The following is a 25,550-nucleotide window of genomic DNA, read 5'->3' on the forward strand; positions in this document are numbered from 1 at the left end:
TGAACAGTCCCGGGTCCGTTGAATACCGGCATGCGCTACGCGGTCACCGCCATGGTCTGCATCCAGATCGGGCTCGCCCTCTCCGTCCACCTCCTCGACCCCCTCGGCACCGCCGGCGTCGTCTGGCTGCGGCTCGCCTGGTCCGCGCTGATCCTGCTCGCGATCGCCCGGCCGGGACGGCGCCACGTCACGCCGACGACGGTGGCGCTCGGGGTGGTCACCGGCGCGCTGCTGCTCACGTTCATGGCCGCGGCCGCGCGCATGCCGCTCGGCACCGCCGCCGCCATCGAGTTCCTCGGGCCGCTCGGCGTCGCGGTGTGCCGAGGACGCGGGCGAGGACGGCTGCTGTGGGCGCTGCTCGCCGCGGGCGGGGTGGCGCTGCTGACCTGGCCGTGGCAGGCGGCACCGCTCGCCGGGATCGGGTTCGCGCTCGCGGCGGCGGCCTGCTGGGCCGGCTACATCCTGCTCACCCAGCGCGCCGGCGACCAGGCGACCGGGCTCGCACCCCTGGCCGTGTCGATCCCGGTGGCGGCGCTGGTCGCGACCGCGTTCACGCCGTTGTCCGTCTACGGGGAACTGGATGCGGTGCTGCTGATCGGGGGTGCCGGGCTCGCGGTCCTGGTCACGGTCGTCCCGTTCACGCTCGAACTGCTCGCCCTGCGCCGGTTGACCGCGACCGCGTTCGGCGTGCTCATGGCCCTTGAACCGGCGATCGCGCTGCTCGCGGGGTGGGCGCTCATCTCCCAGACGCCGGGCTGGGGGCCGCTCGCGGGGGTGGCCCTGGTCGTCACGGCCGGGATCGGCGCGGCCCGCACCGGCGACCGGCACGAGGACGCGCCCGTGCCGATCGCCGTTCACCCGGAGCGCACCGTCGGGCTATATTGACTAGACAATTTAGGTTCCGGAGCATCCCCCATCGGGCACCAGCTGCTGAAAGGCGGCCAACATGCATCCACACGACCTACCGCACCTGCGCCTGCTGACGACGCACCGAGAAGCGATGATCGACCATCTGGTACGACACATCCGCATCGCACCGGACCGGGCCACGGCAATGATCGACCAGCTCGAAGCGCGGCTCACCCGGCGCATCGTCAAGGACCACACCCACCTGGCGATCGACGACACGCTCGCCCGGCGCATCCTCAACGACGCCCTCGGGTTCCTCGCCTTCGCCGCCGCGCACCCCGGCCACAGCCCGGCACCGATGCCGGACCTCGGCTGGCACACCTTCATGACCTACACCCCGGAGTACACGGCGTTCTGCCACGCGATAGCCGGCCGCTACCTGCACCACTTCCCCAGCGACGTCCGTCCTGGCGACAGCCTTGCCGACGACGCCACGGAGACGGCCCCGGGCGCGGCCGAGTGCAGCTGCGGCACCGAGGACGGCGGCGGGGATACCGCCGCCACCGTCGCCGCCATGCGGCACACCGGCGCCGGCGCAGACCTGTGGACCGGCGAATCGACCCACCGCTACCGGGCCGTCCACCAACGTGCCACGGGTGCCACACCCTCCAAGATCGGGGCGTCCCCGAAGTCGTTCTGACGACATGAGGGACGCCCCGATCACCGGGCAGGCCAGCCCGATCACCAGCGGGCCGGCACGTGCGGCGCGCGAACGTCGCCGGCCGGCATCGCGGCCAGGCCGTCGTCCGCGCGCGGACCGGTCAACGACCGGCGGCTGAATCGTGAACGTGCCGGTCCGGGCCGGACAGGCACGCTCACCAGGTCACCGCCCGCTGCCGCTCTCCCCGCCCCCTCGACGCGGACGGCGGCAAGGTCGGCCCAGCCTCGGCGGCCGTCGGCTCACAGGACCGGAGCCGGCGGACCAGAAGTCCCGCGCCGAACGGGTAATGCCCGCGGGGCGGGGCAGCCCCCCACACACCGTTCACGACAGGTCCGCGACGGCCCATCGACACCCCATGGAGCAGCCCCGGATGCGCCCGCTGCCGGAACACCCCGCAATGCGCCTTCCACCGGGTGACGCCGTCGGCAGCGGTCACGAAGCCGCCCTGGACGAGGACGTCGCCCGGACAGGCCTCGGCCGCACCGACGGTGACGAAGACGTCGTCCCTGGTCGCGAACGCGCGGGCGCTCCAGGCATTGCGGTGCCCGGGGCCGGGCTCGCACGCCACGACCCCGGCCCCGCACAGCACCCGCTGCACGAAACTGCTGCAATCGGCCCGATCAGCGGACCACCGGCGCACCGGGTCCGCGTCGTAACTGAGCACCCGGCCCGCGAGGACGAGCGCGCCGGCCAGGATCGCCTGGCCCAGCTCCGCCGGACACGCGCCGGCCTCGGCGGCGCCCCGACCACCGTGCCCGGCCACAGTCACGACCTCCACGGTAGCGCTCACCGCCTCAGCAGGGCCCGGCCGGCGATCGCTGCCTCAGCCGGGCCTCCCGTCCGGCCGGAGTCACGGGCCGCGCGTCCCGACCGGCGCAGCATCGCCTCACCCTCACGTCACCGAGCTCCGTGGTCACCACGTCCCCGGCGCTGTTGTCGGTCACGGCGACGGCGCGGCGATCCCGCGTCGGCGGGCACGGGCGCCGAGTCACACCCGCACAGCGGAGCGCTCCGCGGCCGGGTGCGGAGCGCTCCGCACCCGGCCAGGTGGCTCAGTCGTCGCCGCCCGGCGGGCGGGACGGGCTCGGCGGCGGGGAGGTCACTTCCGGGGACGTCCCACCACCAGGGTTCCCGCCGCCGGGATTGCCGCCGCCCGGGACACCGCCGCCGGGGGAGCCGAACAGGCAGTCGAAATCGCCGACGGCACAGCTCGGGCCGGGCTTCGGGCTGCTCGGGGCCGGCTTCGGCGACGGGGAGACACCGTTGGCCAGCACCGACGGATCACCGACGGCACTGCCCTCCGGGAACTGCTTCACCGGCAGCTTCAGCTCCTTGCCGACCGTGTCCATGAACATCTTCCAGATACTGGCCGGCTCCTGACCACCGAAGATCGGATTGCCGTCCGCGTCCTGCAACGGCTTCCGCGCGCCGATCGTGCCGACCCACACACCGGTCGCGATCTGCGGCGTCGCACCCAGGTACCAGGCGTCACCGTTCGCGGCCGGATCGTCCGGGCCGAGCTCCCACGTGCCGGACTTCGCGAACGCCGGCCGGCCACCGGCCAGCGCCACGTTGTTGCCGTCACTGGACGCCGGGATCTTCTGCAGCACCTCCAGCATGCTGTCGATCTGCTCCGTGTCGAACCGCCGGTCCGGCTTCAACTGCTCACCGTTGACCCGCGACCACTCACCCGTCGCCGCGTTCTTCTTCTCCACCCCGACCACGAAATGCGCCGCGTTGTACGTGCCCCGCGCCGCCAGCGTCGCCAGGCCGTTGACGTGCTCGAGCACCTTCACCCGGTACTGCCCGAACCCGACCTCCACGTCGAACTTGCTCGGCGCGACCGCGGACGGCTCCACCGTGCTCAGATCGATCTCCTTGTCGTCGTTGGTCCACATGCTGCGCACCCCGGCGTCACGCGCGACCGCGACGACCTTCTCCGGGCCCATCGCCTTCGTCATCAGATAGAACGGGCTGTTCCACGACTTGATCGTCATCTCCTCCAGCGAGCACCACTGCTTGCACGCCGGCACCGCACGGCCCGCGTTCGAGATCGACCGGCCCCGCTCGGCGTCCTCGACGATCGTCGCGTCCCACCGCGACTCCATCGACATGCCCTCCCGCAGACCCGCGGCCAGGGTATACATCTTGAACGTCGAGCCCGGCGAATGGCCGCCGTTCAGGCCCGCGAAGTCGAACTCCGACCCCTTGTCCCCGCCGTAGTAGGCCAGCACCCGACCGTTCGACGGATCGATCGCGACCAGCGCGGCCTGATGGTTCTCCCCCAGACCGTGCATCGGGGAGGACGCGCTCAGCCGCGACGCCGCGTCCTCGGCCGCCTTCTGCGCCGCCTTGTTGATCGACACGGTGATCCGGTACGGCTTCTGGTTCGCGTCCGTGATCCCCATCGCCTTCAGCTCCGCGCGCACGTACGCCATCGCGTGCCCGATCGGCTTGTCACCCACACACTGCAACTGGCAGGCGTCCGGGTCGTAGTCGATCGTCTTCGGATACTCCGCCGCCGCCCGGTCCGCCGCGGACAACCAGCCCAGCTCCACCATGTTGTTGAGCGTGTAACCCCAGCGCTCCCGCGAGGCCGGCTCGTTGTAGTGCGGGTCGTACCCCTGATGGCCGTTCTTCTCCGGCTCCGGTTGCTTGATCACGGCCGCCAGCACCGCGGCCTCGGCCGGCGTGATCGCACCCTCCTGACCGGGCGCGACCGTGACCGACTTGTTGAAGTACGCCCGCGCGGCCGCCTCGATGCCGTGCGCGCCCCGCCCGAAGTAGATCGCGTTCAGGTAGAACGACAGGATCTCGTCCTTGCTGTACGTGTCCTCGATCTTCCGCGCCAGCAACGCCTCACGGATCTTCCGGTTGTAGTTGATCCCGGTCAGATCCGCCGCATGCCGCGCATACTGCTGCGTGATCGTCGACGCACCCTGCGTATCACCGTCGGTGATGTTGTTCCAGGCCGCCCGCGCGATGCCCTTCATGTCGATCCCGTGGTGGCTCTCGAACTTGTTGTCCTCCGCGGCCACCACCGCATGCTTGACGACCTCGGAGATCTTCTCCCGCGGTACGACCGTGCGGTTCTGCTTCCCGAGCGTGGTCAACTCCGACCCGTCCGCATACAGCACCGTCGACGTCTCCGGCTCGAACGTGTTGATGTCCGGGATGTCGTCGAAGGCGTAGGTGACACCGACAATGCCGACACCGGCGGCCATGATGACCACGGCGAACGCGGCGATCGACCAGTTCGCGATCCGCCGGCGCCGCACCCGCTTCGCCAGCACCGGATCCGCGGACGCGGCGCCACGATGACGGCGGCCCGGCCCGGACACGCCTGCAAGATCCGGTGGCGTGACCGGACGGACACCGGCGCCGTCAACCGATGCACGACCCGGGGCTGCCGCACCCACGGACGCCCGCCCCGGCGCACCCGGCACCCGCGCCCCACCGACCGCCGGACCCTGCGCGGGACCTTGCGTGCCCGGCACCCGTGCCCCGCCGCCCACGGACGCGCGCCCCGCACCGCCCGGCGCGTCCGGCACCCGCGCGCCGCCGACCGCCGGGCCTGTACCCCGGCCGGGACCTGGTGCGCCCGGCACGCGCGCCCCACCGGCGGCCGGACCCGTGCCCGGCACCCGGGCCCCGCCGACGGCGGCACCGCCGGTGGGTGCGTCCGGCACCCGTGCGCTGCCCGAGGCCCGCGGACCCTCCCCGCCACGTCCCTGATCGCCGGAGCCCGGCACCCGGCCACCACCGCCCGGACCCGGTTCCCTGCCATGCGGAGGACTGGGATCGCCGTACGCACTCATTCGTCAACCCTTGCCGGTCGTGGTGGCGCGCACCGGACACCGGTGCCGCCACGGTCGGACATGTTCCGGGAAGGACGGACGCACCCCCGGAAAGGTTGCCGTCGGCACGGCACCGGTTTCCCGGGCCGTAAGGTCGACCGGGTGCGCATTGTGATCGAGACCGACGTGGACACACCCCCGTACGCGCAGATCCGCGACCAGGTGGCCGCCCAGGCCCGCGACGGCACCCTCCCGGCCGGGACCCGGCTGCCGGCGGTCCGGGCGCTCGCGGGGGAACTGGGGCTCGCCGTCAACACGGTCGCGCGCGCCTACCGGGAGATGGAGCAGTCCGGGCTGGTCGAGACGCGCGGCCGGCACGGGACCGTGATCACGGCGCGGGCGGCAGGAGTCTCCACGGAGGCGCTGCGGCTCGCGGGGCAGTACGCGACCGCGATGCGCGCCATCGGCGTACCCCCGGACCAAGCTCTTGATCTTGCAAGGGCCGCGCTCGGCCTCTGAAAATCGGGCATAGCGGATTTTCATGTGCGTCACGGGCGGTGACTGCGCGAGACTGCGCACACACCCGCAACGACGAAGGGCGCCGCACATGATCGAGGCCAACGAGACCGTCGTGCCGGTGCTGCCCTGCGCGGCACCGGAACAGACCCTGCGATTCTGGCGCGCGCTCGGCGCCACCGTCGAGTACGAGCAGGCCAAGCCCTACCCCTACCTCGCGTTCCGGCTCGGCGGCCTCGACGTGCACTACGGCGCGTCACACGGCGGGACCGGCACCTGCCTCGTCATGGTCGACACCGTCGCGGACTACCACGCCGCGTTCGCGACCCGGATGCGCGAGGGCTACGGCACGGTGCCGGCGACCGGGCAGCCGCGGATCACCCGCTTCCGGCCGGGCGCGAGCCGGTTCACGCTCACCGACCCGGACGGGAACTCGCTCATCTTCATCCAGCGCGACGCGCCCGAGGTGGAGTACGGCGGCGCCGCACATCTGCACGGGCTCGCCAAGGTGCTCGACAACGCCCGCACGCTGCGCGAATCCCGGCTCGACGACCTGTCGGCCTGGCGCGCGCTCAACTCCGGGCTGCGCCGCCACGCCGACGGCGCGACCCCGGCCGAGATCGGTGCGGCGCTCGCCGCGCTGATCGAACTGTCGGCCGCGCTCGGCGAGGACACCACCGGCTGGGGGACCCGGCTCGCGGGCCTCGCGCTGACCCCGGAGGAACGCGACCGGGTCCGCGCCGAGGTCGCCGACCCGGCCCTGCTCACCCCGTGGCTGTCGACCGGCCCCGGCCCGCAGGCGTAAGGCACGTCGACGCCGCCCGGACGCCATGATCGGGAGTGGCCGGTGGGGTGTCCGCCGCCGTTCGACGGGTGCCGCACCCTCCAGGATCAAGGCGTCCCCGATCACCGGCAGGGTGCCGGTGATCGTTCGTGGACGGCCCACTCGGTCAACATCGGGAGACAGCCCCGACCGGGAGAGGGCGAGGACGCGTGATCCAGGCGTCATCCGAGTCGCTGGAACGACGTGAACGACGCCCGGATCACCAAGGGCGGGTAGCGGCGGTCAGGCCGGGCCGAACCAGCGCGTCAGGGCCGGCACCAGCTCCCCTTCCGTGCCTTCCCAGGCCACGTACCCGTCCGGGCGGGCCAGCATGCTCACCCCGCCGCCGCCCGCGGCCACCACCGGCACCCGATCCGCCCACGGCGCCGCCACCCTCGCGAACCGGCCGTCCGCCGACGCGTCGATCAGCACCGGCCGCGCGTCCGATCGCACCCCCTCCGGCGACCATCGCGACGTGCCCGGGTACACCACGTCCGCGCCCGAGATCAGCCCCGCGATCCGGCGCAGCGCCGACTCGTCCTCCAGCAGCGCACCCACCAGCGACCGCAGCGCGGTGATCTCCGGGCCGGGGCCGACCAGCACCCCCTGCGCGGTCGTCTGCATCGTCACCCGCTCACCGGCGGGACGCCGCTCCGCCTCATAGGTGTCCAGCAGCCCGTCCGGCGCCCACCCGTGCACGGCCCCGGCCAGCTTCCAGGACAGGTTCACCGCGTCCTGCAGGCCCAGGTTCAGGCCGTTCCCGCCGATCGCGGAGTGCACGTGCGCGGCATCGCCGACCAGAAATACCCGGCCGTCGCGATAACGGTCCGCCAGCCGGGTGTTCCCGCCCGTCAGCCGGCGCATCATCCCGGCCGGCCGCAGCTCCGTGAACGGGGCGGGCGCGCCGACCACGCGCGTGAACGCGTCCGCCAGTTCCGCGAAACTCATCGGCACGTCCTCGTCGACGTCCGCGTGCTCGGACACGTTGACCATCACCCGGCCGTCCGGGAACGGCGCGAACGACACCATGCCCCGCTCCAGCCGGGTGTGCAGGAACGCCGGGATCACCCCGTATCCGGGGACACGCATCCCGTCGGCGGTCCGGAAGGCGTCGTCCAGGGCGACGTGCGCGTTCCGGGACACCGTGCGGTCGTGGGTGACGCCGGGGAAACCGATGCCGGCCAGCTTCCGCACCGCGCTCCTGCCACCGTCCGCGCCGATCACCCACCCGGCGGTGATCCGGGCACCGTCCGCACAGGCCAGCGTGACCCCGGAAGCGTCCTGATCCAGTCCGGTGACCGTTACGCCCCGGCGTATCTGCACACCCAGCTCGACCGCCCGCTCCGCGAGGACCTCCTCGACCCGATGTTGGGGGACGAGCACGGTGTAGACCGGATTGTCCGTGCCGAGCCGCCCGAACGGCATCGGGAACGCGGCGAACATGAACCCCGGCGCCGGCCGCGGGGGATTCGGGTCGCCGGTCAGCCGCTCCAGCAGGCCTCGCCGGTGCAGCAGCCGGACTATCTGGCCGACCATGCCGTTGGCCCGCTGCTCCGTACGCGGCGTGAGGTCGCGCTCGACGACGAGCGGGCGCACGCCGGCCAGCGCGAGTTCGCAGGCGGCCATGAGCCCGTTTGGGCCCGCGCCCACCACGACAACATCAAAATTCATGACAAATCCCCTTTTCAGGGTACGGGTGATCGCCCGACGTTCCGGCCGGGTGCACGACAGTGGTGGATGACGCCTCGGGCGTACCGTGGCGGCGGTTGCTTATCGCCTTTGAGTGCCGGGCTCCGGGAAGCCGGCCGCGGTCAGGGCCAGCGCCTCGGTCAGCAGGTCCCGCAGCGACGCGGACGCGCCACGCGCGATGAACTGCTGCTGGCACACGTTGATCGCCGCGGTGATGGCGCCCGCGACCAGGTTCGGATAGAGATCACGGGCCGCGTCGGTGCCGGTCCGGGACGCGACCGCCACCGCGATCTCGGCCTCGGCCCGCACGCCCGCACGCAGCATCTCCGCCTGCAGCGACGGCGAGGCCATCATCGCCTTCACGCCGGCCGCCCACTGCTCCGGACCGGGCTCGGCCGGGTGTGCGGCCACCTCCGGCCCCGGCTCCAGGCGCGCCAGCGCGGACTGCAGCACCGCGGTCCACAACGGCTCGTCCGCGGGCCGGTCCCGCAGATCCTCCGCCAGGCGCAGGCCGCGGTCGAGATGCCGGGCCGCGACCGCCTCGCCCTTGCTGGAGAAGTAGTTGTTGAACGTCCGCGGCGACACGCCGGCCGCGGCCGCGATGTCCTCGACCAGCACGTTCTCGGCGCCGCGCTCCACGATCAACCGGATCGCCGCCCAACTCAGCGCCGCCCGCGTCTCCCGCTTCTTCTGCTCCCGCAACCCCATGCCACCACGGTACACAAAACTGCGCGCCCCGCAAAACTGCGCGCCCCGCAAAGATGCGGGACGCGCAAGTTTTTTGGCGGCGCGGGCGCGGGTGTCACAGCGACGGCGGCGCCCACCAGCGGGCGAGCGCGGACGTGGCCGGGTCCTCGGAGGACTGCAACGTGGTCCACGGGTCGGCGGAGTCGCCCGCGCCCGCGTAGTCGAGCAGGTCACCGGCCGGAACCGTGTCATCGGGGCCGGAGACCGGGTCCATCCAGGCGGACAGGTCGGCCGGGGACAGCACGCCGGTCAGATCCGCGACCGTGAGGTCACCGAGCAGGTCCGGGTCGACCCACGGCCAGCCGTCGACCGGATCCGGCATCTCCAGGCCCAGCTCAGGCGGGAACAGATCCCACTCCGCCCCGCTCCCGTGATCCGACAGATCCGGATCCACACCGACCGGCGGCGTGGCCCCGAAGTCCTCCTCCGACAGCGGCGGCTCCTCATCCGCGTCGAAACCGGCGTCGTCGTCAGCCTGAGCGTCAGCGTCGGCCTCGCCGAGGCCGGTCTCCGGCTCCGGGACGACGGGCTCGCCGGGGGCCGGCACCGCGTCGGCGTCGCCAACAGGGCCGGAGCCGGAATCCACGGGATCCGTCGCGTCGTCAGGATCCGGTGCGTCGTCCGGGCCGGTGGAGCCGCCCAGGAACGACGGGATGCCGGGGAAGACGGCGGTCCCGGGAACCGAGTCCGGCTCGCCGGCGGCATCCGGGCCGGGCGCGGCCGGCACATCAACCTGAGCGGCAGGATCGGTCACGTCGTCGTCGGCACCCGCGGGAGGAGCGACCGGCTCGACGGGCTCCGCGGGAAGAACGGGCTCCGCGGGAACGGCCGGCTCGGCGGCGTCGGCCGGCTGGCCCGCGTAGGCACCCTCGTTACCGGCGTCCGCGTCGAGGGGACCGGCCCCGTCGCCGGAATCCGTGCCCGCGGCGGCGTCCTCGCTCGCGCGGCTGTCGCCGACGCCCTGGATCAGGTCACCGACGGCCTCGCCACCGGCGCCCGCACCGTCGGCGTTCGCACCCTCGGTGCCCGCGTCCGTGGCGCCCTTGTCAGCGGCATCGGGTGCAGCCGCGGAGCCGGCCGCGTCCGTGGTGTCGCCCGCGTCGGCTGCGTCTGCGGCACTCGTGGTGTCGCCTGTGCCGGCATCACCGAAGCCCTCGGTCGCGCCCGGGGCCGCCGCGCCGCCTCCGGCGCCGGAGGAGTCCACGTCGGCGTCGAACGGCTCGGAAGCCACGGGCTCACCAGCGGGCGGCGGGACAGCCGAGTCGACCGGAGCGGCCGCATCCGGAACCTCGTCGCCGGTACCGTCCCCGGCGTCGAGTGACGGGTCGGCGTCGCTCGCGTCGTCGCCGTCACCGGCCGACGGCTCAGTCAGGTCAGGCGTGCCGGGAGCCGCCTCCGCGGCGCTCCCGTCGGCGTCGAGCGACGGCTCAGCCGGGACGACCGGCTCGGCCGGCGGCGTGCCCAGGCCTTCGTCGCCGGAGTCCGCGAGCGACGGATCGCCGGGCGTGGACGCCCACGAGCCGATCTGGTCGCCGAGCCCGGGACGTGTGTCGCCCGCGTCCGTCGCGTCGCCGTCGACCGGCGGCGTCTCCCCGGCCGGGTCCTGCGCGTCGCCGAGACCCTCGGCCGCCGGAACCCCGGCACCGTCGGCGCCGGAAGGGCCCGGGATGTCCGTGGCGTCGTCGGACGGATCGGCCGCGCCGAAGCCCTCCGTGTACTCGTAGGACTCGCCCGCGCCGGAGCCGGCCGACGCCGCGAACGGGTCGTCCTCGCTGTAGGCGGGCGCGGCCCCGAAACCCTCCTCCGCCGGCACCGCGTCCCCGTCCGCCTCCGGCGAGGACGAGGACGCCGACGGCGGCGACACGGCATCGTCGTCGTACGGGAACGCGGGCGGCTCCTCGAACGCGGGCCCGTCCGACTCGAACGGCGAGTGCGAGAACAGCGGACCGCCGGGACCCGTGACGTCGCCGGTGGTGTCGTCCTCCGGCGGTTCGCCGCCGGGCCAGTCCTGGTCGGTCATGCGGTCCCTCCAGAGGCGGGTGCGGTGGCGGGGGCCTTGGCGCCGGGCTTGACCGCGGCGCTGCCGGAGCTGGGTGCCAGGCCGCGGGTCTTCGCGAGCACCTCGTCGACCTGCTTCACGCGGGCGCGGAGCGCGTCACGTTCGGCGGTCAGCGCGGCCTTCTTCTTGGCGCGGGTGGCCTTGTCGGTCGCGAGCGCCTGGTCGATCTTGCCGATGTGCTCGTCGAGTTCCTTGAGGCGGCGCTCGATGGCGTCGTCGAGCGCGAGCGTGAGCGCGTACTGCAGGTCGGTGAAGCGGTGCGCGATCTCGTCGGTGAGCGCGGCCCGGGACTCGCCGATGACCTCGCGCAGCCACACCTTGGCCTGCTGACGGTCGCCGGCGACGCGGCGCTTGTAGAGGATGAACGCGCCCGCGGCGAGGCCGATGCCGACGCCGACGACCGGCAGGAGCAGGCCGCCGCCGATGACCGCGCCGGCGCCGAGCGCGGACGCACCGGCCATCGCGCCCCGGCCGGCCATCATCGCGATACCGCCGGCGGACAGCGCGACCATCACGTTGTCGGTGCCGGCGTCGCGCTGCGGCTTGGTGTTCAGCGCGTGGCCGAGCTGGGCGTTGAGACGGCCGAGGACGTGCTGCAGCTCCCGGGGCGGGAACGCGTGCGAGAGAACCTCCTCGCCGACCTGCCGGAACCGGCGCTGCATGTCCGCGGACAGCTTGACCGACACGGCGTGCAGCGCGGTGTCGACGCTCTGCGGGAGCGCCTCCAGCTCGTTGCGCTTGTACTTGTCCATCTTGCCCAGGTAGTCCTCCTGGAGCTCGGACAGCGCGGTGCGCAGCCCGCCGGTGGACTCCACCCGGGCCCGCTGCACGTGCGTGTTCAGCGCCAGGGACCACTGCCGGGAGTCGGTACGCTTCCGGGCCGCCAGCTGCTGCCGCTGCTCCTTGGCCTTGGCCGCGTCCGCAGGGTCCGGGTCGGTGGAGGTCATCTGCTCGCCGAGCGTCAGGTCACGGCGGACCATCTCGGAGCGGATCGCCCGCAACAGGTTCGCCCGGTCGAGCAGGCCGCGGCGGCCGGCGACCTGCTTGAGCGCCTTGGCGAGCTCGTCGATGCGCGCCTCCTTGGCCAGCTCGGCCGCGACCTCGGCCGGCATCTGCGCCGCGGTCTCGGCCAGCCGGGCGGAGACCGGGAACCAGGGCGCGGCGCCGAACCGGGGCGCGTGCGTCTTCAGGTGCGCCTTGTCGTCGGCCAGGATCGTGCGCCAGCCCGGGTACGCGTCCGTCTTGGTCAGCGCGAACATGACCAGGTTGACGCGCTTGGACGCCTGGATGAGGAAGTCCAGCTCCGGCTTTGACAGCGGCGAGGACGCGTCCACGACGAACAGCAGCGCGGTGGCCTGCTCGGCCGCGGCCAGCGCGACCTCGGCGTGGTTCGGGTCGAGGCCGCCGGTGCCGGGCGTGTCGATCAGCGTCAGGTGCTCCAGCAGCGGCGACGGGTAGCCGATCTGGATCCGGCGCGGCGGCCGGGCGCCCTCGGGCAGGCGCCCACCGGCCGTACCCCAGTTGATCAGGCCTTCGATGCCGATCTCGACCGGGTTCTCGTGACCGGGCTGCCAGGCGCGGGCCTGCGGCGTCGGCGCGTGGGTCATCTCCAGGTAGGCGGAGGTGGAGACCGCGACGTCGACCGGGGACAGGCCCGGCGCGCCTATCAGCGCGTTGACCAGGGACGACTTGCCGCGCTTGGTCTCGCCGACGATGACGATCGCGGGCTTGTCCGACTCGCGGCGGGCCAGGACGTCCAGGTCCGCGGCGGCGTCCGGCTCGACGGAGCGCAGGTAGGCCAGCGCGCCGTCCGCGGTCGCGTTGAGCTGCCGGGCGAGCGCCTGCACCGCCTCTGCCGCGGTGGACTTCGCGGGTGCCGTCATCGGTAGCCTCCGTGGCCTGCGGGGTAGCCTCCCCGGCCGTCGTGATTATGGGGTGCCCCGGGGTAGCCGGGAGTGTAGGGGCCGGGCGCTCGCCCGTACCCCGGTGGCTGTGGGGGTGGGGGTTGCTGTTGCCAGCCGAGGCCGGCGGCGGCGCCGGAGACCGGGTGCGCCGAGTTCTGGCCACGGATCTGCTGGGCGAGCAGGAAGAAGCCGCGGTGCGCGACCTGGGCGACGCGCGCCTGGGCGGGGCTGGCGCCGGCGACGGCGAACACCCGCCACCGGTTCGCGGCCGACAGCGCGGCCTGGGCCAGCTGCTCCACGTGCGCCTGCGGCATCTCCAGGATCCAGGCCGCGTCCGTGGTCAGCGCCAGGCGGGTCAGCTCGCGCTCCATCTGCTCGGGCAGCGCGACCGCGCCGGACGTGACCGACTGGGCGGCCTCGAGCAGGCGCAGCCGGTGGTACTCCGGCTGCTGCAGCACCCGCTCGATCGCGTCGCGCAGCAGCTCACGGTCCTGCTGGGCGGCGGCGTGACCGGCCAGGCGCTCCAGGCTCGACAGCGCCCACGCGGCCTTGATCGCGTCGGTGCGCCACCGGAACGCCTGGTCGAGCGTGTTGCGCAGCCGGGCGAACCCGGACGCCTGCAGCAGCAGCCGGACCAGCTCGCCGGAGCCGAGGTCGGGGCGGGTGGCGAACTGGGCGAGCGCGAACCCGATCCCGTACAGGTCGAGCAGGCTCAGCAGCCGCTCCCGCTGATTCTTCGGCACCGGGCAGTCGCGGTTGATGAACAGGTCGACCGAGGCCATCAGCACCATGCGTTCGGTCTGCGACAGGCCCGCGAGGGTACGCAGCGCCTCGCAGTCCGCCGCGGTGAGCCGGCCCGCCTCGGTGGTCTCCGCGAGCAGGCCCGCGATCGGCACGACCTCGGACACGACCCGGCGCAGCACGCCGGCCTGGTCGGAGGCGAGCGGCCCGGCGACCGGCCACGGGTCCGCGCCGCCGACGACCAGCTTGTCGACCTTGTTGAACAGGCCGATCGAGTTGATCGGGTTGCCGGACAGCCGCGCCGAGATCGACTGGAACGTCGACAGCGCCGCGATGTCGTCCGCGCGCACGGCCTGCGTGAACACGTAGAGGACCGCCTCCGCGCCGGAGACCGCGGCGACGGAGTCGTCGTCGAGGTCGTCGTCGAGCGGCGCGGCCGGATCGTGCGGTGTCACCTGTTCGGGTGTCAGGTACTTCTCGGACGCGGCCGAGATCGACTCGTTCGTCGACGACAGACCGGGCGTGTCGACCACGGTCAGGTCGCGCAGCCGGTCGCTGGTCAGCGTCACGTCGACGAACGCGATCTCCTCGCGGGGCACGCCGAGCTGCATCGGGATCATGCCCGACTCCTCCAGCGGCCGGGACACGCGCGAGCCGTCGCGGCGGACCACGTCCAGCCGGTCGGCGGTGCCGTACCGGAACTGGGTGACGACGCGCGTGCACTCACCGACCGCGGTCGGTGCGACGCGGCGGCCGACGAGCGCGTTCACGAGCGTGGACTTGCCGGCCTTGAGGCGGCCGGCGACCGCGACCCGCAGCGCCTCGTCGAGACGGCGGCGGACCGCGAGAACCTGCTGAGCGCTGGCCGGTGACAGACGAGGACCCACTTCGTCACAGAGAGCGGCGACGCGTTGGGTGAGGGGACCTTGCACCACGATTGGTCAGCCGCCCGTCTTCTCGGCCACAATGGCACTGCTAACCATCGTTTGGTCAATCCCTCCCGGCGAAACGGTGAAGAGCGTCTGTGACACCCTCTAGTTGCGTGGCCCAAGACTATTAGGCCCTACGGTACGAATATCCTGCCGGCGCAGGATCCCATGTTCGTGCCACCGTGCAACCGGCAGCATGGGCGCGGCGGCAGCGAGCCTGGTGGGGGAGGACCCTTGCACGAGACAGAGTCATCACAGCGGGCCAGCACGCACTTGATGCTGCCACCGGACGATCCACGCGCGGTAACCGGGACACCCGATGTCCTGACCCGCGCACAGGAAGCGCTCAGCGAGCCCGGCCTGGTCGTGGTCACCGGCGGGCCCGGCAGCGGCCGCAGCCGCCTGCTGAAACTGCTCGGCGACGCGTTCGCCGGACCGGTCTTCACCGGCGGCGGCCTCGCCGTGCTGGCCGACTCGCCCGCGTTCGCGCTGACCCGCGCCGTCCGGGTGCGGCTGCCCGGCCACGACGCGCCGCTGCTGGCCGAGGCCGTGCGCGCCCGCGTCCGCGGCGGCCTGCTGGTCCTGGACGACATGCAGTGGGCCGACCCGGCCACGCTCGCCGCGCTGCCGCTGATCGCCGCGCACACCCGCGTCGTGATCGCGGTCCGGACCCCGCACCGCATCCCCGGCCCGGTCGCGTCCGCGCTGCGCGAGGCGTCCGCGGCCTGGCTGCCGCTGCCGCCGCTGACCTCGGCCGAGGCCACCGCGATCGTCTCCCAGGTCGCCCCCGGCCTGGACGCGGCCGCGGTCGCCGCCGTCGTCGCCCAGGCCGGCGGATCGCCGCTGGCCTGCCAGGCGCTCGCCCGCCGCAGCCAGCAGACCGGCACGCCCGGCAGCCCGGACGAGGCCGGTGACCTGCGCTACGCCGTCGCGAACGCGCTCGCGGACCTGAACCGGCCGGCCCGCACCGCCATGGCCGCCCTCGGCCTGCTCGGCCGCCCGGCCCCGGCCCGGCTGCTCGGCTCCGGCGCGGCGGAGCTCGCCGACAACGGGCTGATCGTGTCGCTGCCGTCCGCGATCCCGGCCGGCGACCCGGTCGAGTCGATCACCGGCACGCTTTCTGTCGTATCCGCGACAACCCGGCCGACCCGGTCCGACCTGGGCATGGTCGCGGCCGTCTCGCCGTACGTGGCCGAGGTCGCCGCCGGCATGCTCGACGCCGACGCCCGCACCGGACTGCACCGACGCCTGGCCCGGCTCGTCCCGCCGCGGGAGGCGGTCCGGCACCTGGCCGCGGCCGGCGAACCCGCGGAGGCGTACCGGATGGCGGTCTCCGCCGCCCGGACCACGTCCCGGACCGGCGAGCGCGCCGAGCTGCTGCTGCTCGCCTGCCGGCTGCCCGGCGCGGTCCCGGAGCCGGACGTGCGGGTCTCCGCCGCCCGCGCCGCGCTCGCCGCCGGCCAGCCCGCCGCGGCCGCGGACGTCCTCGCGCCACTCGCCCACACGATCGCGTCCGGGCCCACCGTCGTCGAGGCGATGGTGCTGCGCGCGGAGGCGTTGCTGCAGGCCGGCGACCTCGACGGCGCCCGGCACAGCGCGGCCGCGGTCCCCACCGCGCTCGCCCCGGAACTGTCCGCGGCCCGCGACCGGGTGCTGCTGCTCACCGACCTCGCGGACGACCCGTCGCTCGCGGTCGGCACGGCCGCGTCCGTCGTCGCCCGGCACGGCGACCAGCCCGCCCACACCGGCCTGCGGGCCGCGCTCGCCGCGGTCCAGGCGGCCCGGCGCGCCTACGGCTGGGAGAACGCGCTCGCGTCCGCCACCGCCGCCGCCGGGGACGCCGGGGACGCGCTCACCGCCCGCTGGTCCGCATGGGTGCTCGTCGAGACGCTCGCGGCGGACGGGCGGCTGCCCGAGGCCTCGCACCTGGCACAGGTCGCGGCCGGCGCCTGCCAGACCGACCTCGCGTACAGCTGGCAGACCCGGTTCATCGCGGCCGGCCTGTGGTGCGCGGCGCTGCGCGGGCACGCGGTCGCGGCCGTCCCCAGCCAGGTGCAGGCCGCCCCGCCGATCATGCCGGCCATCCCCGCGTTCGGCGCCGGGCTCCCGCAGCCCGGCCACGCGGTCCGCGGCGTCGCCACCGTCCCGGTCGCGCCGCCCGTACCCGCGCAGATCGAGCCGGTCCTGGCCGACCTGGTCGTGCACCGCGCCGCGGACCTGATGGACCGGTCGCTGCCCGCGCTCGCCCGTGCCTACGCCGCGTCCGCGGCCGGCCTGGTCGAGGCGGACGCCGGGCTGCTCGGTGCCGCCCGCGCCCGCCTCCAGGCCGCCCCGGGTACGCCGGTCGCGGCCTGGGTCGCCGCGGAGATCGCCTGGCTGGACGGGCAGCCGGACCGGGCCGGCGACTGGGACCCGGAGACCGACCGGATCCCGCTGCTGTCCGGCCTGCACCGGATCACCGCCCGCTGGGCCGCGCTCGACGGCGCCCCGATCGACACCACCGGTCTGGAGTCCGCGGCCGGCGGCCCGACCGCGATCCATCAGACGCTGTCCGCGTGGGCCGCGTCGCCGTCCGCCGCGCCGTCCGCGTTCGCCGCGTCCGCGTCCGCCTGGTCCAGCGTGGTGCTGCGCGAGCAGGTCCGCTGCCTGATCGCGCAGGGGCTGCACGAGGACGAGTCCGACCTCGCGGTCCGGGCGCTGCTCGCCGCCGAGGACCTGGCCGAACGCGCCGGGCTGGTCGTGCTGCGCGGCCGGGCCCAGCGGGCGCTGCGCCGCCACTCCGTGCGCCGCGACATCCGCGGTCCCCGGGCCGGCGACGAGCTGACCGCCCGCGAGCAGCAGGTCATGCGCCTGGTCGCGGCCGGTGACCCGACCCGCCGGATCGCCGGGCAGCTCGGCGTGTCCGCGGAGACGGTCGAGACCCACATCCGGTCCGCGATGCGTAAGCTCGGCGCCCGAACACGGACCGAGGCGGCGGTGCGCGTCCGAGAGGCGCTGGCGTCGTGAGTTTTCCGGAGACGCCCCGGTACGTGCTGCCCAGCGCCACCGACGCCACGGTGGTGCTGCGGCGGCTCGCCCGCGACGGCTGGACCACGCGGGAGGGCTTCGCGCTGCCCGAGGCCGGCTGGGACGTCACCGGAAACAACCTCGTGCTGTTCGGCCGCGTCCCCGACCTGGACACGGTGCAGCTGGTCGTGCTCGCGGCCGCGCGCGGCGCCGGCGTGGTCGCGATCGCGGACGCGACCGGGGAGACCGGCCACGCGCTCATCGGCGACCTGTCCCGGCTCGGCCCGGTCCGCCGCGACACCGAGACCCCGGCCGTCCCCGAGACCGGCACCGTCGAACAGCTCGCGCCCGAGCAGCGCGCGCTGCTGGAACGCCTCGCGAACGGCGAGACGATCGCGGCCGCGGCCGCCTCCGAGTTCATGTCGCTGCGGACCGCGAACCGGCGGATCGCCGAGGCCCGCAAGCTCCTCGGCGTCCGCAGCACCCGCGAGGCCGTCATGGCCTACCTGGAGAGCAAGGACTGAACGCGGCGACGGCGGGCCAGCCACAGGACCGCGGCCGCGTACAGCGTCACCATCGTCACGTCCGCGATCGTGAGCAGCGCGCCCGCGTCCGTGGCGGTCTCCTCCGAGGCCAGCATCCCGGCCGCGGCGGCCACCACGAACGCGACCGTGTTCCCGGCCGCGTGCAGCACGATCGCCGCCTCCAGACCGCCGGTGCGGATCGTCAGCACGGCCGTGACGATGCCGAACCAGATCAGGTCCGCCATGCCCCACGGCGTGCCGTAGCCGTGCAGCAGCCCGAACAGCACGGCGGAGACGACGATCCCCGGCCACGGCGAGCGCGTCCACGACCCGAACGCCTGCACCAGCCAGCCACGGAACACGTACTCCTCGCCGGCGGCCTGGAACGGCACCAGGACCAGCACCACGGCCACGCCGACGGCGAAGCGCTCCCAGCCGACCCAGGCCAGGCCCTCGTCCTCACCGGGGACAAAGAACAAGATCACATACATCAGGGCCACCAGGGGTACGGCGAGCAGCGCGCACCGGCCGAGCCAGCCCCACCGCAGCCGGCCCGCCACCGACGACACCGTCCCGGCCGGGCGACGCTGGGTCCACCGCGCGACCAGCAGCACCACCGGGATCACCAGGCCCAGCCCGGCCAGGCTCACGGCCAGGTCCGCCTCGTCGCCCAGGACCGGCCAGCCGTCCGCGTCCACCGGCCGGTCCAGCAGGCTGCCGGCGACGCCCGCGACGATGTAGGGCACCAGCGCGGCCACCACCGCGCCGACCATGACGAGCAGCGTGCCGGCCAGCGGCCACCACCAGCGGTGATGTGCCGTGCGCGCGATCCGGTGGTAGGCAACGGCCTCTGTCTCGCGTATCTCACGGTTGTCGCGGTGTTCGCTGTCCAGCGTCGTCGTCATGTGTTCCAGCATCCCGGCCGCGCGCGGGCGGCTCATCGGCCGTGAACACGAACCCTGGCTATATCGCTGGGTAGAGCGGCCCTACGATGTGCGGCGATGACCCCGAAGCGCACCGACTGGCTGCTGCCGCCGGCATTCGCCGCCGTGCAGCTCGGTGTGTGGCCCGGACCGGCACTGTTCCGTCAGCCGCCCGCGGTCGTGGCGGTCGCGCTGGCCGTCACCGCGGTCGTGGCGCTCGCGCTCGGGTTCCGGCGGGTCCGGCCGGTCACCACGCTCGCCGTGGTCTGGGCCGCGGTCATGGCGGGGCAGCTCGGTGGTTCGCCCGTCGACCTGCTCACCGCGGCGCCGCTGGTCGCGCTGTTCTCCGTGGCGGCCTGGACCGGCGTGCGGACCACGCTCGCCGCGACCGTGCTGCTGACCGTGGCGACCGGGATCGGGAACGCGTTCACCCCCGGGTACTACCAGGGGGAGAGCGGCATCGGGGTGGTGCTGCTCGTCGCGGCGGACACGCTCGGGACCGCGCTCGTGGCGCTGTTCGGGCATCGGCGGCAGGTGTGGCGGCGCGGGCGGGCGCGGGCCCGGCAGCGGCTGGCGGAGGCGGAGGCGGCACGGGCGCGGGCCGCGCTGCACGAGCGGCACCGGCTCGCCCGTGAGCTGCACGACGTGAGCGCGCACCACCTCACCGCGATCGTGGTCACCGTGACCGCGGCGACCCGGCTCGCGGCGACCCGGCCGGAGCTGGCGGCGGATGCGCTGGGCTTCTCGGCGCAGGCGGCACGGCGTACCCTCGACACGCTCTTCGATCTTGTGGCGGTCATGCGGGGCGCGGACGCGACCGGTGACCTGCCCACCCGCGTCGCCGGGCTCGCGGCCGAGTCCGGGCGGCTCGGACAACCGGTCACCGTCGACTGCGGCACCCTCGGCGACGTGCCCGGCCCCGTCGCGGAGGCCGCGTTCGCCATCGTGCGCGAAGCGCTCACCAACACCGTCCGGTACGCCCCCGGCGGCCCCGTCACGATCCGGGTCTGCGCGGTCGCGGGCGCGGTCGAGGTGTCCGTCGCGAACGGGCCCGCGACCCGCGCCTCGGACGCGGACGGCGTCGGCTCCGGCAGCGGCCTGGCCGGCGCCCGCGCTCGCGCGGAACAGCTCGGCGGCACCCTCACCGCGGGGCCGGCCCCGGACGGCGGCTGGCTGGTCACGGCCCGGCTCCCGCCGGCCGCGCCCGCGGCACGGCTCAAACGCGCGTGGCAGGTCCGGCCCGCGTCGGTCCGCGGATACGTGACCGACAGCCTGATCGCGCTGCTGCTCGCCATCGGCAGCATCGGCGTGCTGCTGGTCGAGCCGACGCACGGACCCGGCGCGCTGCTGGCCACCGGCGGCGTGCTCACGCTGCACGCGGTGCCGCTGATCTGGGCGCACCGGGCCCCGTGGGCGGTCCTCGCCGCCACGCTCACCGTGCTGCTCGGCTGGGCCGGGCTGTGCGTGGCCGGCCTGCTCCCGGCCGGTCTGCTGCTCGCGCTGATGGTCGCCGGACTCGCCGAGATCTACGCGGTGTACGCGATCGCGGCGCACGGCCGGGGGCTGCCCGCGCTCACCTGGCTGGCCGCACCCGGCACCGCCGCGGTGATCGGACTGACGGTCGGGCTGGGCGGCGCGCCCGAGGTTGCCGCGGCCGACCCCACCGGCGGGCCGGGCGGTGACGGCCGCGCCGAGCTGGTGCTCGCGGGCGCGTTCGTCGCGGTGCTGGCCGGGGTGCTCGTCGTCGGGCCGCTGGTCGCGGCCTGGGTGTTCGGCGCCTCCTGGCGACGGCGGCGCACCCGGTTGCAGGATCGGGAGCGGGACGTGGTCGCGGCCGCGGCAGCCTCGGCGGACGGGGAGGCCCTGGCGGAACGGTGGCGGATCGCGGCGGAGCTGCGCGCGACCGTGCTGGCGCGGGCGCACGAGGTGCTGGCGGCGGCAGGGCCCGGGGCGGCTGGCTCGGAGGCCGCGGCGATGTCCGAACGGTCGTTCGCGGGGCGGCCACCGGTGGGCGCGGCCCGGTCGGCGGAGGAGCCGACCGGCGGCGCGCCGTCGCTGTCCGCCGCGTCCGGCACCGACCGGATGCGGGCCGATGCCGGCGCGCCGGAGGTCCGGTCCACGGATACCGCCGCCCGCCTCGACGCCGTCCTGGTCGCCGCGCGCGCGACCCTCGCCGCCATGCGTGAGCTGCTCGGCAGCCTTCGTGGCGGCGCGAGCGCCGATGACCCCGAGACCTCGCCCCAGCCGACCGCCGCCCAGATCGGCGCGCTCTGCGAGGCGCAGCGCGCCGCCGGCCGTCCGGTGATGCTGCGCTACGCGACGCCGGTTCCCGCGCTCCCGCCCGGCGTGGACGTCTCCGCGTACCGCCTGGTCGAAGCGGCTCTGGCTCTGCCCGGCGGCCCGCTGGAGATCGTCGTCGGGGTGAGCGGCGGGCTGCGGATCCTGCTGAACAGGATTCCCGCGCTGACCGACCCCCGCACGGCCGCCGGGCTCCGTGGCCGGGTCGACGCGGTCAGCGGCGCCATGACCGTCCACCCGGCCGGCGAGACCGAGATCTGGCTCCCGCTGACCGCCGCACACCAGGAGGTGCCGTCATCGCCGTCCGTGTGATCGTGGTCGACGACCAGCCGATCGTGCTGGCCGGATTCGCGGCCATCATCGACGCCGAACCCGACCTGGACGTGGTCGGCACCGCCGCCGACGGTGCGGCCGCGGTCGACGCCGCCGCGCGCCTGCGCCCGGACCTGGTCGTCATGGACATCCGCATGCCCGGCCTGGACGGCCTGGCCGCGACCCGGCTGATCACCGCGGCCGAGAACCCGCCGAAGGTGCTGGTCCTGACCACGTTCGACCTGGACGCGTACGTGTTCGAGGCGTTGCGGGCCGGCGCGTCCGGTTTCCTGCTCAAGGACGCGGACCCGGACGAGCTGCTGGCCGCGGTACGGGTGATCGCGGCCGGCGAGGCGCTGCTCGACCCCGCGGTGACCGGCCGGCTGATCGCCGCGTTCGCGTCCGGGCACGTGCCGCAGACGCCGCCGCCGGCCGAGCTGGCCGCGCTGACCCCGCGCGAGCGCGACGTGCTGACGCTGATCGCGGAGGGCCTGTCCAACGCGGAGATCGCCGACCGGCTCGGCGTCGGGGTCGGCACGGTCAAGACGCACGTCAACGCGCTCCTCGCGAAGATCGGCGTCCGTGACCGGGTCCAGGCGACCATCCTGGCGTACGACGTGGGCCTGGTCCGTCCCCGCCGCTCCTAGCGTCGGTGCAGCGTCTGGGAGGGTGTGCAGCCGTACGTGTCCCGGTAGCGGGCCGTGAACCGGCTGTGGCTCAGGAACCCCCACCGGGCCGCGACCGCCGCCACCGTGGTCGCGCCCGGTGCGGCCAGTGCCAGCTCCCGGTGTGCCTGGGCCAGCCGGATCCGGCGCAGGTACGCCAGCGGTGTCGTCGCCAGGTGCCGCTGGAACCCCAGCTGCACCGCCCGGATCGTCACGCGCGCCTCCGCCGCGATGTCCGCCAGCCCGATCTCCCGGTCCGCGTACGACTCGATGAACGCGATCGCCCGCCGCAGCATGGCCGGGTGCGCGTCGTGCCGGTCCTCGATCGTCGGGTCGCGCAGCACCGTGCTCGGGAAGATCGACAGGGCGGTCGCGGCCAGGAGCTGACTGACGCTGTCCGCGAGCAGCGGCTCGGTCGCGGCCGTGACCGCGTTCTCCCGCGCGAATGCGTAGGTGCGCGCCCACAGCCGTGCCGCCGCCGCGTCGATCGGCCGGTACCCGGTGAACCGCACCGGGGTCGCGCTCTCCGACTCCGCGATCAGGTTGATCAGCGCGGGGGAGATCCGGGCGAACTCGACGCCGGCCCGGTCCACGCGCGTGTCGTACCCCTCGCGCGGCTGCCCCATCAGGTAGACGTCGCCGGTCCCGTAGTGGTCACACCGCCGCCGGTCCCGGTAGGTGACCGTTCCGGCCGCCACCCGCCCGACCACGAGCGTGCGCAGCGGCGGCGCGGACGCGTCGAACCGCATCGCGAAGGCGATCAGGTGCAGTTCGGTCGCGCCGACGACGTCCCGGTCTATTCGCACCCCGTGCCGGTCCCCGGCCGCCGCTATCCGCACCGTCCCGTAGGTCCGCCGCATCATGTCGCTGGCGGCGTCGAGGTCGGTGGACTCGAAGATCGTCGGCATGGGCGTGCCTCCCGCCGTTCCCAACGATTCACGCCACGCCCCGGTTACGCGTGCAGTTGCTCCAGGCCCGCGTGCTCAGCACCAGCCGATACCCGTCGGGGTCGGCGACCGTGACGCCCCACCGATCCCAGTACTCGCCCTGCGCCACCCTCCGCCCGCCGGCCGCGACCAGCCGCGCGTCGTCCACCGGCCCGTCGAGGTACAGCACCAGCAGATCCTCCTCGGTCGGGGACGGCACGGTCTCTCCCGCGACCAGCTCCAGATGCCATCGCGCCCCCGGCGCCCCCACCATCATCAGGCCCTCCTTCCGGAACAGCACCTCCAGCCCCAGTCCTTCGGTGTAGAACCGCGCCGTCGCCTCCAGGTCTCGTGCCGGCCGGGCGATCCGCAGGTGCGCGTCAGCGATCATGCCGTCGATCCTCCGACCTGAACCTCACTTCAGGTCAATCACATCGGGGTGGCCCTGGGCGTCCGTGCGGCAGGAAGCTGGCAAGATCTTGACGTGACCGACACCACCATGTGGAACGCGCCGCCGCTCTGGCGAGGACTGCTGCTCGCGGCCCGCGGGGTCATCGGCGTGACGGCCAGGCTGCGCGTCGTCGGAGGCGTGCCGGAGGAGATGCGGCGCGGGCCGCTGATCCTGGCGGCGAACCACATCAGCCCGGTCGATCCGGCGGTCATGATGGCGGCCTGCCACACGGCCGGGATCGCGCCGCGGATCATGGCGACCGGCGGGGTGTTCCGGACGCCGGTGCTCGGGTCGCTGATGCGCGCGTCCGGGCAGATCCGGGTGGACCGGCGCACCGCGACCGTCGCCCGTGCGCTCGACGACGCGGCACAGGCGCTCAGGGAGAACTCCGTCATCCTGATCTATCCGGAGGGGCGGATCGGCCTCGACCCGGGGATGTGGCCGGAGCGCGGGAAGACCGGTGCGGCCCGGCTCGCGCTCGCCACCGGGGCGCCGGTCGTGCCGGTGGCGCAGTGGGGCGGGCACGAGCTGATCCCCTACGAGACCGCGGACCTGGGTGCGAACGCGCGCGCCCTCCTGCACGACCTGCGGCGCCGGCCGGTGGCCAAGGTCGCCTTCGGTGCACCGGTCGACCTCGGCGGTCTCCGTGCGGACACACCGGGGGACGCGCAGCGGGCCACGGACCGGATCGTCGACGCGATCACGGCGACGCTGGCGCCGCTGCGCGCGGACGAGCCGGACCGGCCGCGGCACCACGACCCGACGCGGCCGGCGGATGCGTCACGGTCACACCGACGCGGTCCGGGATGAGTCGAAAACGCCAAGATTCGCGATCACGTCCGGCAGCCGGCGGCTGATCTCGGCCTCCGCGACGGTGTCGCCGCGGTCACGGGCGTCCCAGAGCGCGGCCTTCTCCCGCAGGTAGGCCAGGCGCGCGTACTGGGCGGCGATCTCGTCCTCGATGTGCGCGGCGTGCCGCAGCAGCAGGTCACGCTGCTCGGCCGCGGCGCCGCCCCGGGCCCGGTTGGCCTGGTAGGTGCGCATGTCCTCGATACCCACGCCGACCGCGCGCAGACATGACAGCACGTCCAACGCGTCAAGATCTTCGATGCGGTAGCGGCGGTGTCCGCTGCGGGCGTCCCGGTCGATCGGACCGATCAGCCCGACCTCCTCGTAGTAGCGCAGCGTCGGCTCGCTCATGCCGCTGCGCCGGGCCGCGGTCTGAATGGTGAACACGTCCATCCGGCCAGCGTCACACACCTCAAGCGCTTGAGGTCAACATCGCGTTCGCCCCGGTGGGGTCGTCTCCACGAGGCCCATGGCGGCGGGGAAGACGAGCAGCTGGTGGCGGCGTCCGTCGTGCTCCTCCGCGCCGGCGAGCGCGGTCAGCGCCTCGATCAGCCGGGCACGCTGGGCGGGCGAGAGCCGCTGGAGATCCGCGCCGATGTCCTCCAGGATCGCCGCGGCCAGCGGAGGCGCGATGGTGCCGTCCCCACGGGTGTCCAGCCACCAGGCCAGGTCGACGAGGATGCCGGCGACGGTCGGCAGCACCGCCCGCGGGTTCCCGGTGAGGGGCCGGGCGCGCTGCGCGGCGGGACGCCGGGAGAGCGCCTGGCCGACGCGGTGCCGCAGGGAGCGACCGCGTCCGGACTGCCCTGATCACCCGAGGG

Annotated in this window: 22 protein-coding genes; 9 read left to right on the plus strand and 13 right to left on the minus strand. The window is 74.3% G+C overall.

Annotated features, from left to right (window positions below; all coding sequences use genetic code 11):
* Positions 1-30 precede the first annotated feature (30 nt).
* Both OP04_RS05390 and OP04_RS49175 read left to right on the plus strand, forming a co-directional pair.
* Complete coding sequence (locus OP04_RS05390) at positions 31-885, plus strand: EamA family transporter (protein ID WP_033338333.1); 855 nt, start codon at positions 31-33, stop codon at positions 883-885.
* A 61-nt stretch (positions 886-946) separates the two neighbouring features.
* Positions 947-1,549, plus strand: coding sequence for a glycine-rich domain-containing protein (locus tag OP04_RS49175; RefSeq protein WP_157239311.1), 603 nt, complete (start codon positions 947-949; stop codon positions 1,547-1,549).
* Between the two features lie 41 nt (positions 1,550-1,590).
* Here the strand turns inward: OP04_RS49175 and OP04_RS52980 are convergent, their stop codons facing one another.
* The 3 genes from OP04_RS52980 to OP04_RS05405 all read right to left on the minus strand — a co-directional run bounded on the left by OP04_RS52980 (position 1,591) and on the right by OP04_RS05405 (position 4,911).
* On the minus strand, positions 1,591-1,728 hold the full coding sequence (locus tag OP04_RS52980; protein ID WP_157239313.1) for a hypothetical protein: 138 nt from the start codon (positions 1,726-1,728) through the stop codon (positions 1,591-1,593).
* The gene (locus OP04_RS05400) at positions 1,725-2,339 is read right to left on the minus strand and encodes a hypothetical protein (protein ID WP_157239315.1); all 615 of its coding nucleotides are present in this window, start codon (positions 2,337-2,339) and stop codon (positions 1,725-1,727) included. The genes OP04_RS52980 and OP04_RS05400 overlap by 4 nt, the downstream gene beginning before the upstream one ends.
* 283 nt (positions 2,340-2,622) lie before the next feature.
* Positions 2,623-4,911, minus strand: coding sequence for a transglycosylase domain-containing protein (locus OP04_RS05405; RefSeq protein WP_051797120.1), 2,289 nt, complete (start codon positions 4,909-4,911; stop codon positions 2,623-2,625).
* Between the two features lie 618 nt (positions 4,912-5,529).
* Here OP04_RS05405 and OP04_RS05410 point away from each other — a divergent pair.
* Both OP04_RS05410 and OP04_RS05415 read left to right on the plus strand, forming a co-directional pair.
* Complete coding sequence (locus tag OP04_RS05410) at positions 5,530-5,886, plus strand: GntR family transcriptional regulator (protein WP_051797121.1); 357 nt, start codon at positions 5,530-5,532, stop codon at positions 5,884-5,886.
* A gap of 88 nt (positions 5,887-5,974) precedes the next feature.
* Positions 5,975-6,688, plus strand: a complete 714-nt coding sequence (locus tag OP04_RS05415) for a VOC family protein (protein ID WP_033338335.1) — start codon at positions 5,975-5,977, stop codon at positions 6,686-6,688.
* A 261-nt stretch (positions 6,689-6,949) separates the two neighbouring features.
* On the opposite strand, the gene OP04_RS05420 is transcribed toward OP04_RS05415, so the two are convergent.
* The 5 genes from OP04_RS05420 to OP04_RS05440 form a co-directional block, all read right to left on the minus strand.
* On the minus strand, positions 6,950-8,377 hold the full coding sequence (locus OP04_RS05420; protein ID WP_033338336.1) for an FAD-dependent monooxygenase: 1,428 nt from the start codon (positions 8,375-8,377) through the stop codon (positions 6,950-6,952).
* 99 nt (positions 8,378-8,476) lie between these two features.
* The gene (locus OP04_RS05425) at positions 8,477-9,103 is read right to left on the minus strand and encodes an acyl-CoA-like ligand-binding transcription factor (RefSeq protein ID WP_033338337.1); all 627 of its coding nucleotides are present in this window, start codon (positions 9,101-9,103) and stop codon (positions 8,477-8,479) included.
* 94 nt (positions 9,104-9,197) lie between these two features.
* On the minus strand, positions 9,198-11,162 hold the full coding sequence (locus tag OP04_RS05430) for a hypothetical protein (protein WP_033338338.1): 1,965 nt from the start codon (positions 11,160-11,162) through the stop codon (positions 9,198-9,200).
* A complete protein-coding gene (locus OP04_RS05435; protein ID WP_051797123.1) occupies positions 11,159-13,084 on the minus strand; it encodes a dynamin family protein in 1,926 nt (641 codons plus the stop codon). Before OP04_RS05435 ends, OP04_RS05430 begins: the two co-directional genes overlap by 4 nt.
* A complete protein-coding gene (locus tag OP04_RS05440) occupies positions 13,081-14,733 on the minus strand; it encodes a dynamin family protein (RefSeq protein WP_063746545.1) in 1,653 nt (550 codons plus the stop codon). Before OP04_RS05440 ends, OP04_RS05435 begins: the two co-directional genes overlap by 4 nt.
* A 318-nt stretch (positions 14,734-15,051) precedes the next feature.
* On the opposite strand from OP04_RS05440, the gene OP04_RS05445 reads away from it, so the two are divergent.
* A complete protein-coding gene (locus tag OP04_RS05445; RefSeq protein WP_051797124.1) occupies positions 15,052-17,781 on the plus strand; it encodes a helix-turn-helix transcriptional regulator in 2,730 nt (909 codons plus the stop codon).
* Positions 17,778-18,305, plus strand: a complete 528-nt coding sequence (locus OP04_RS05450) for a helix-turn-helix transcriptional regulator (RefSeq protein WP_033338339.1) — start codon at positions 17,778-17,780, stop codon at positions 18,303-18,305. Before OP04_RS05445 ends, OP04_RS05450 begins: the two co-directional genes overlap by 4 nt.
* Here the strand turns inward: OP04_RS05450 and OP04_RS05455 are convergent.
* A complete protein-coding gene (locus OP04_RS05455) occupies positions 18,284-19,210 on the minus strand; it encodes a CPBP family intramembrane glutamic endopeptidase (protein ID WP_085066251.1) in 927 nt (308 codons plus the stop codon). The genes OP04_RS05450 and OP04_RS05455 overlap by 22 nt on opposite strands.
* A 96-nt stretch (positions 19,211-19,306) precedes the next feature.
* On the opposite strand from OP04_RS05455, the gene OP04_RS49180 reads away from it, so the two are divergent.
* Positions 19,307-21,838, plus strand: a complete 2,532-nt coding sequence (locus OP04_RS49180; protein ID WP_051797126.1) for a sensor histidine kinase — start codon at positions 19,307-19,309, stop codon at positions 21,836-21,838.
* Complete coding sequence (locus OP04_RS05465; RefSeq protein WP_033338340.1) at positions 21,823-22,485, plus strand: response regulator; 663 nt, start codon at positions 21,823-21,825, stop codon at positions 22,483-22,485. The genes OP04_RS49180 and OP04_RS05465 overlap by 16 nt, the downstream gene beginning before the upstream one ends.
* Here OP04_RS05465 and OP04_RS05470 read toward each other — a convergent pair.
* Both OP04_RS05470 and OP04_RS05475 read right to left on the minus strand, forming a co-directional pair.
* Positions 22,482-23,411, minus strand: coding sequence for a helix-turn-helix transcriptional regulator (locus OP04_RS05470; protein WP_033338341.1), 930 nt, complete (start codon positions 23,409-23,411; stop codon positions 22,482-22,484). The genes OP04_RS05465 and OP04_RS05470 overlap by 4 nt on opposite strands.
* A 28-nt stretch (positions 23,412-23,439) precedes the next feature.
* A complete protein-coding gene (locus tag OP04_RS05475) occupies positions 23,440-23,820 on the minus strand; it encodes a VOC family protein (protein ID WP_033338342.1) in 381 nt (126 codons plus the stop codon).
* 108 nt (positions 23,821-23,928) lie between these two features.
* Between OP04_RS05475 and OP04_RS05480 the strand changes: the two genes are divergently transcribed.
* Entirely contained in the window at positions 23,929-24,690 is a 762-nt protein-coding gene (locus tag OP04_RS05480; RefSeq protein ID WP_033338472.1) for a lysophospholipid acyltransferase family protein, read from the plus strand.
* On the opposite strand, the gene OP04_RS05485 is transcribed toward OP04_RS05480, so the two are convergent.
* Positions 24,667-25,122, minus strand: coding sequence for a MerR family transcriptional regulator (locus tag OP04_RS05485; RefSeq protein WP_033338343.1), 456 nt, complete (start codon positions 25,120-25,122; stop codon positions 24,667-24,669). The two genes, OP04_RS05480 and OP04_RS05485, sit on opposite strands and share 24 nt — an antisense overlap.
* A gap of 33 nt (positions 25,123-25,155) precedes the next feature.
* Positions 25,156-25,431, minus strand: a complete 276-nt coding sequence (locus OP04_RS05490; protein WP_051797127.1) for a hypothetical protein — start codon at positions 25,429-25,431, stop codon at positions 25,156-25,158.
* Positions 25,432-25,550: the final 119 nt, after the last annotated feature.

Source organism: Catenuloplanes japonicus (genome assembly GCF_000717135.1).
GTDB lineage: Bacteria > Actinomycetota > Actinomycetes > Mycobacteriales > Micromonosporaceae > Catenuloplanes > Catenuloplanes japonicus.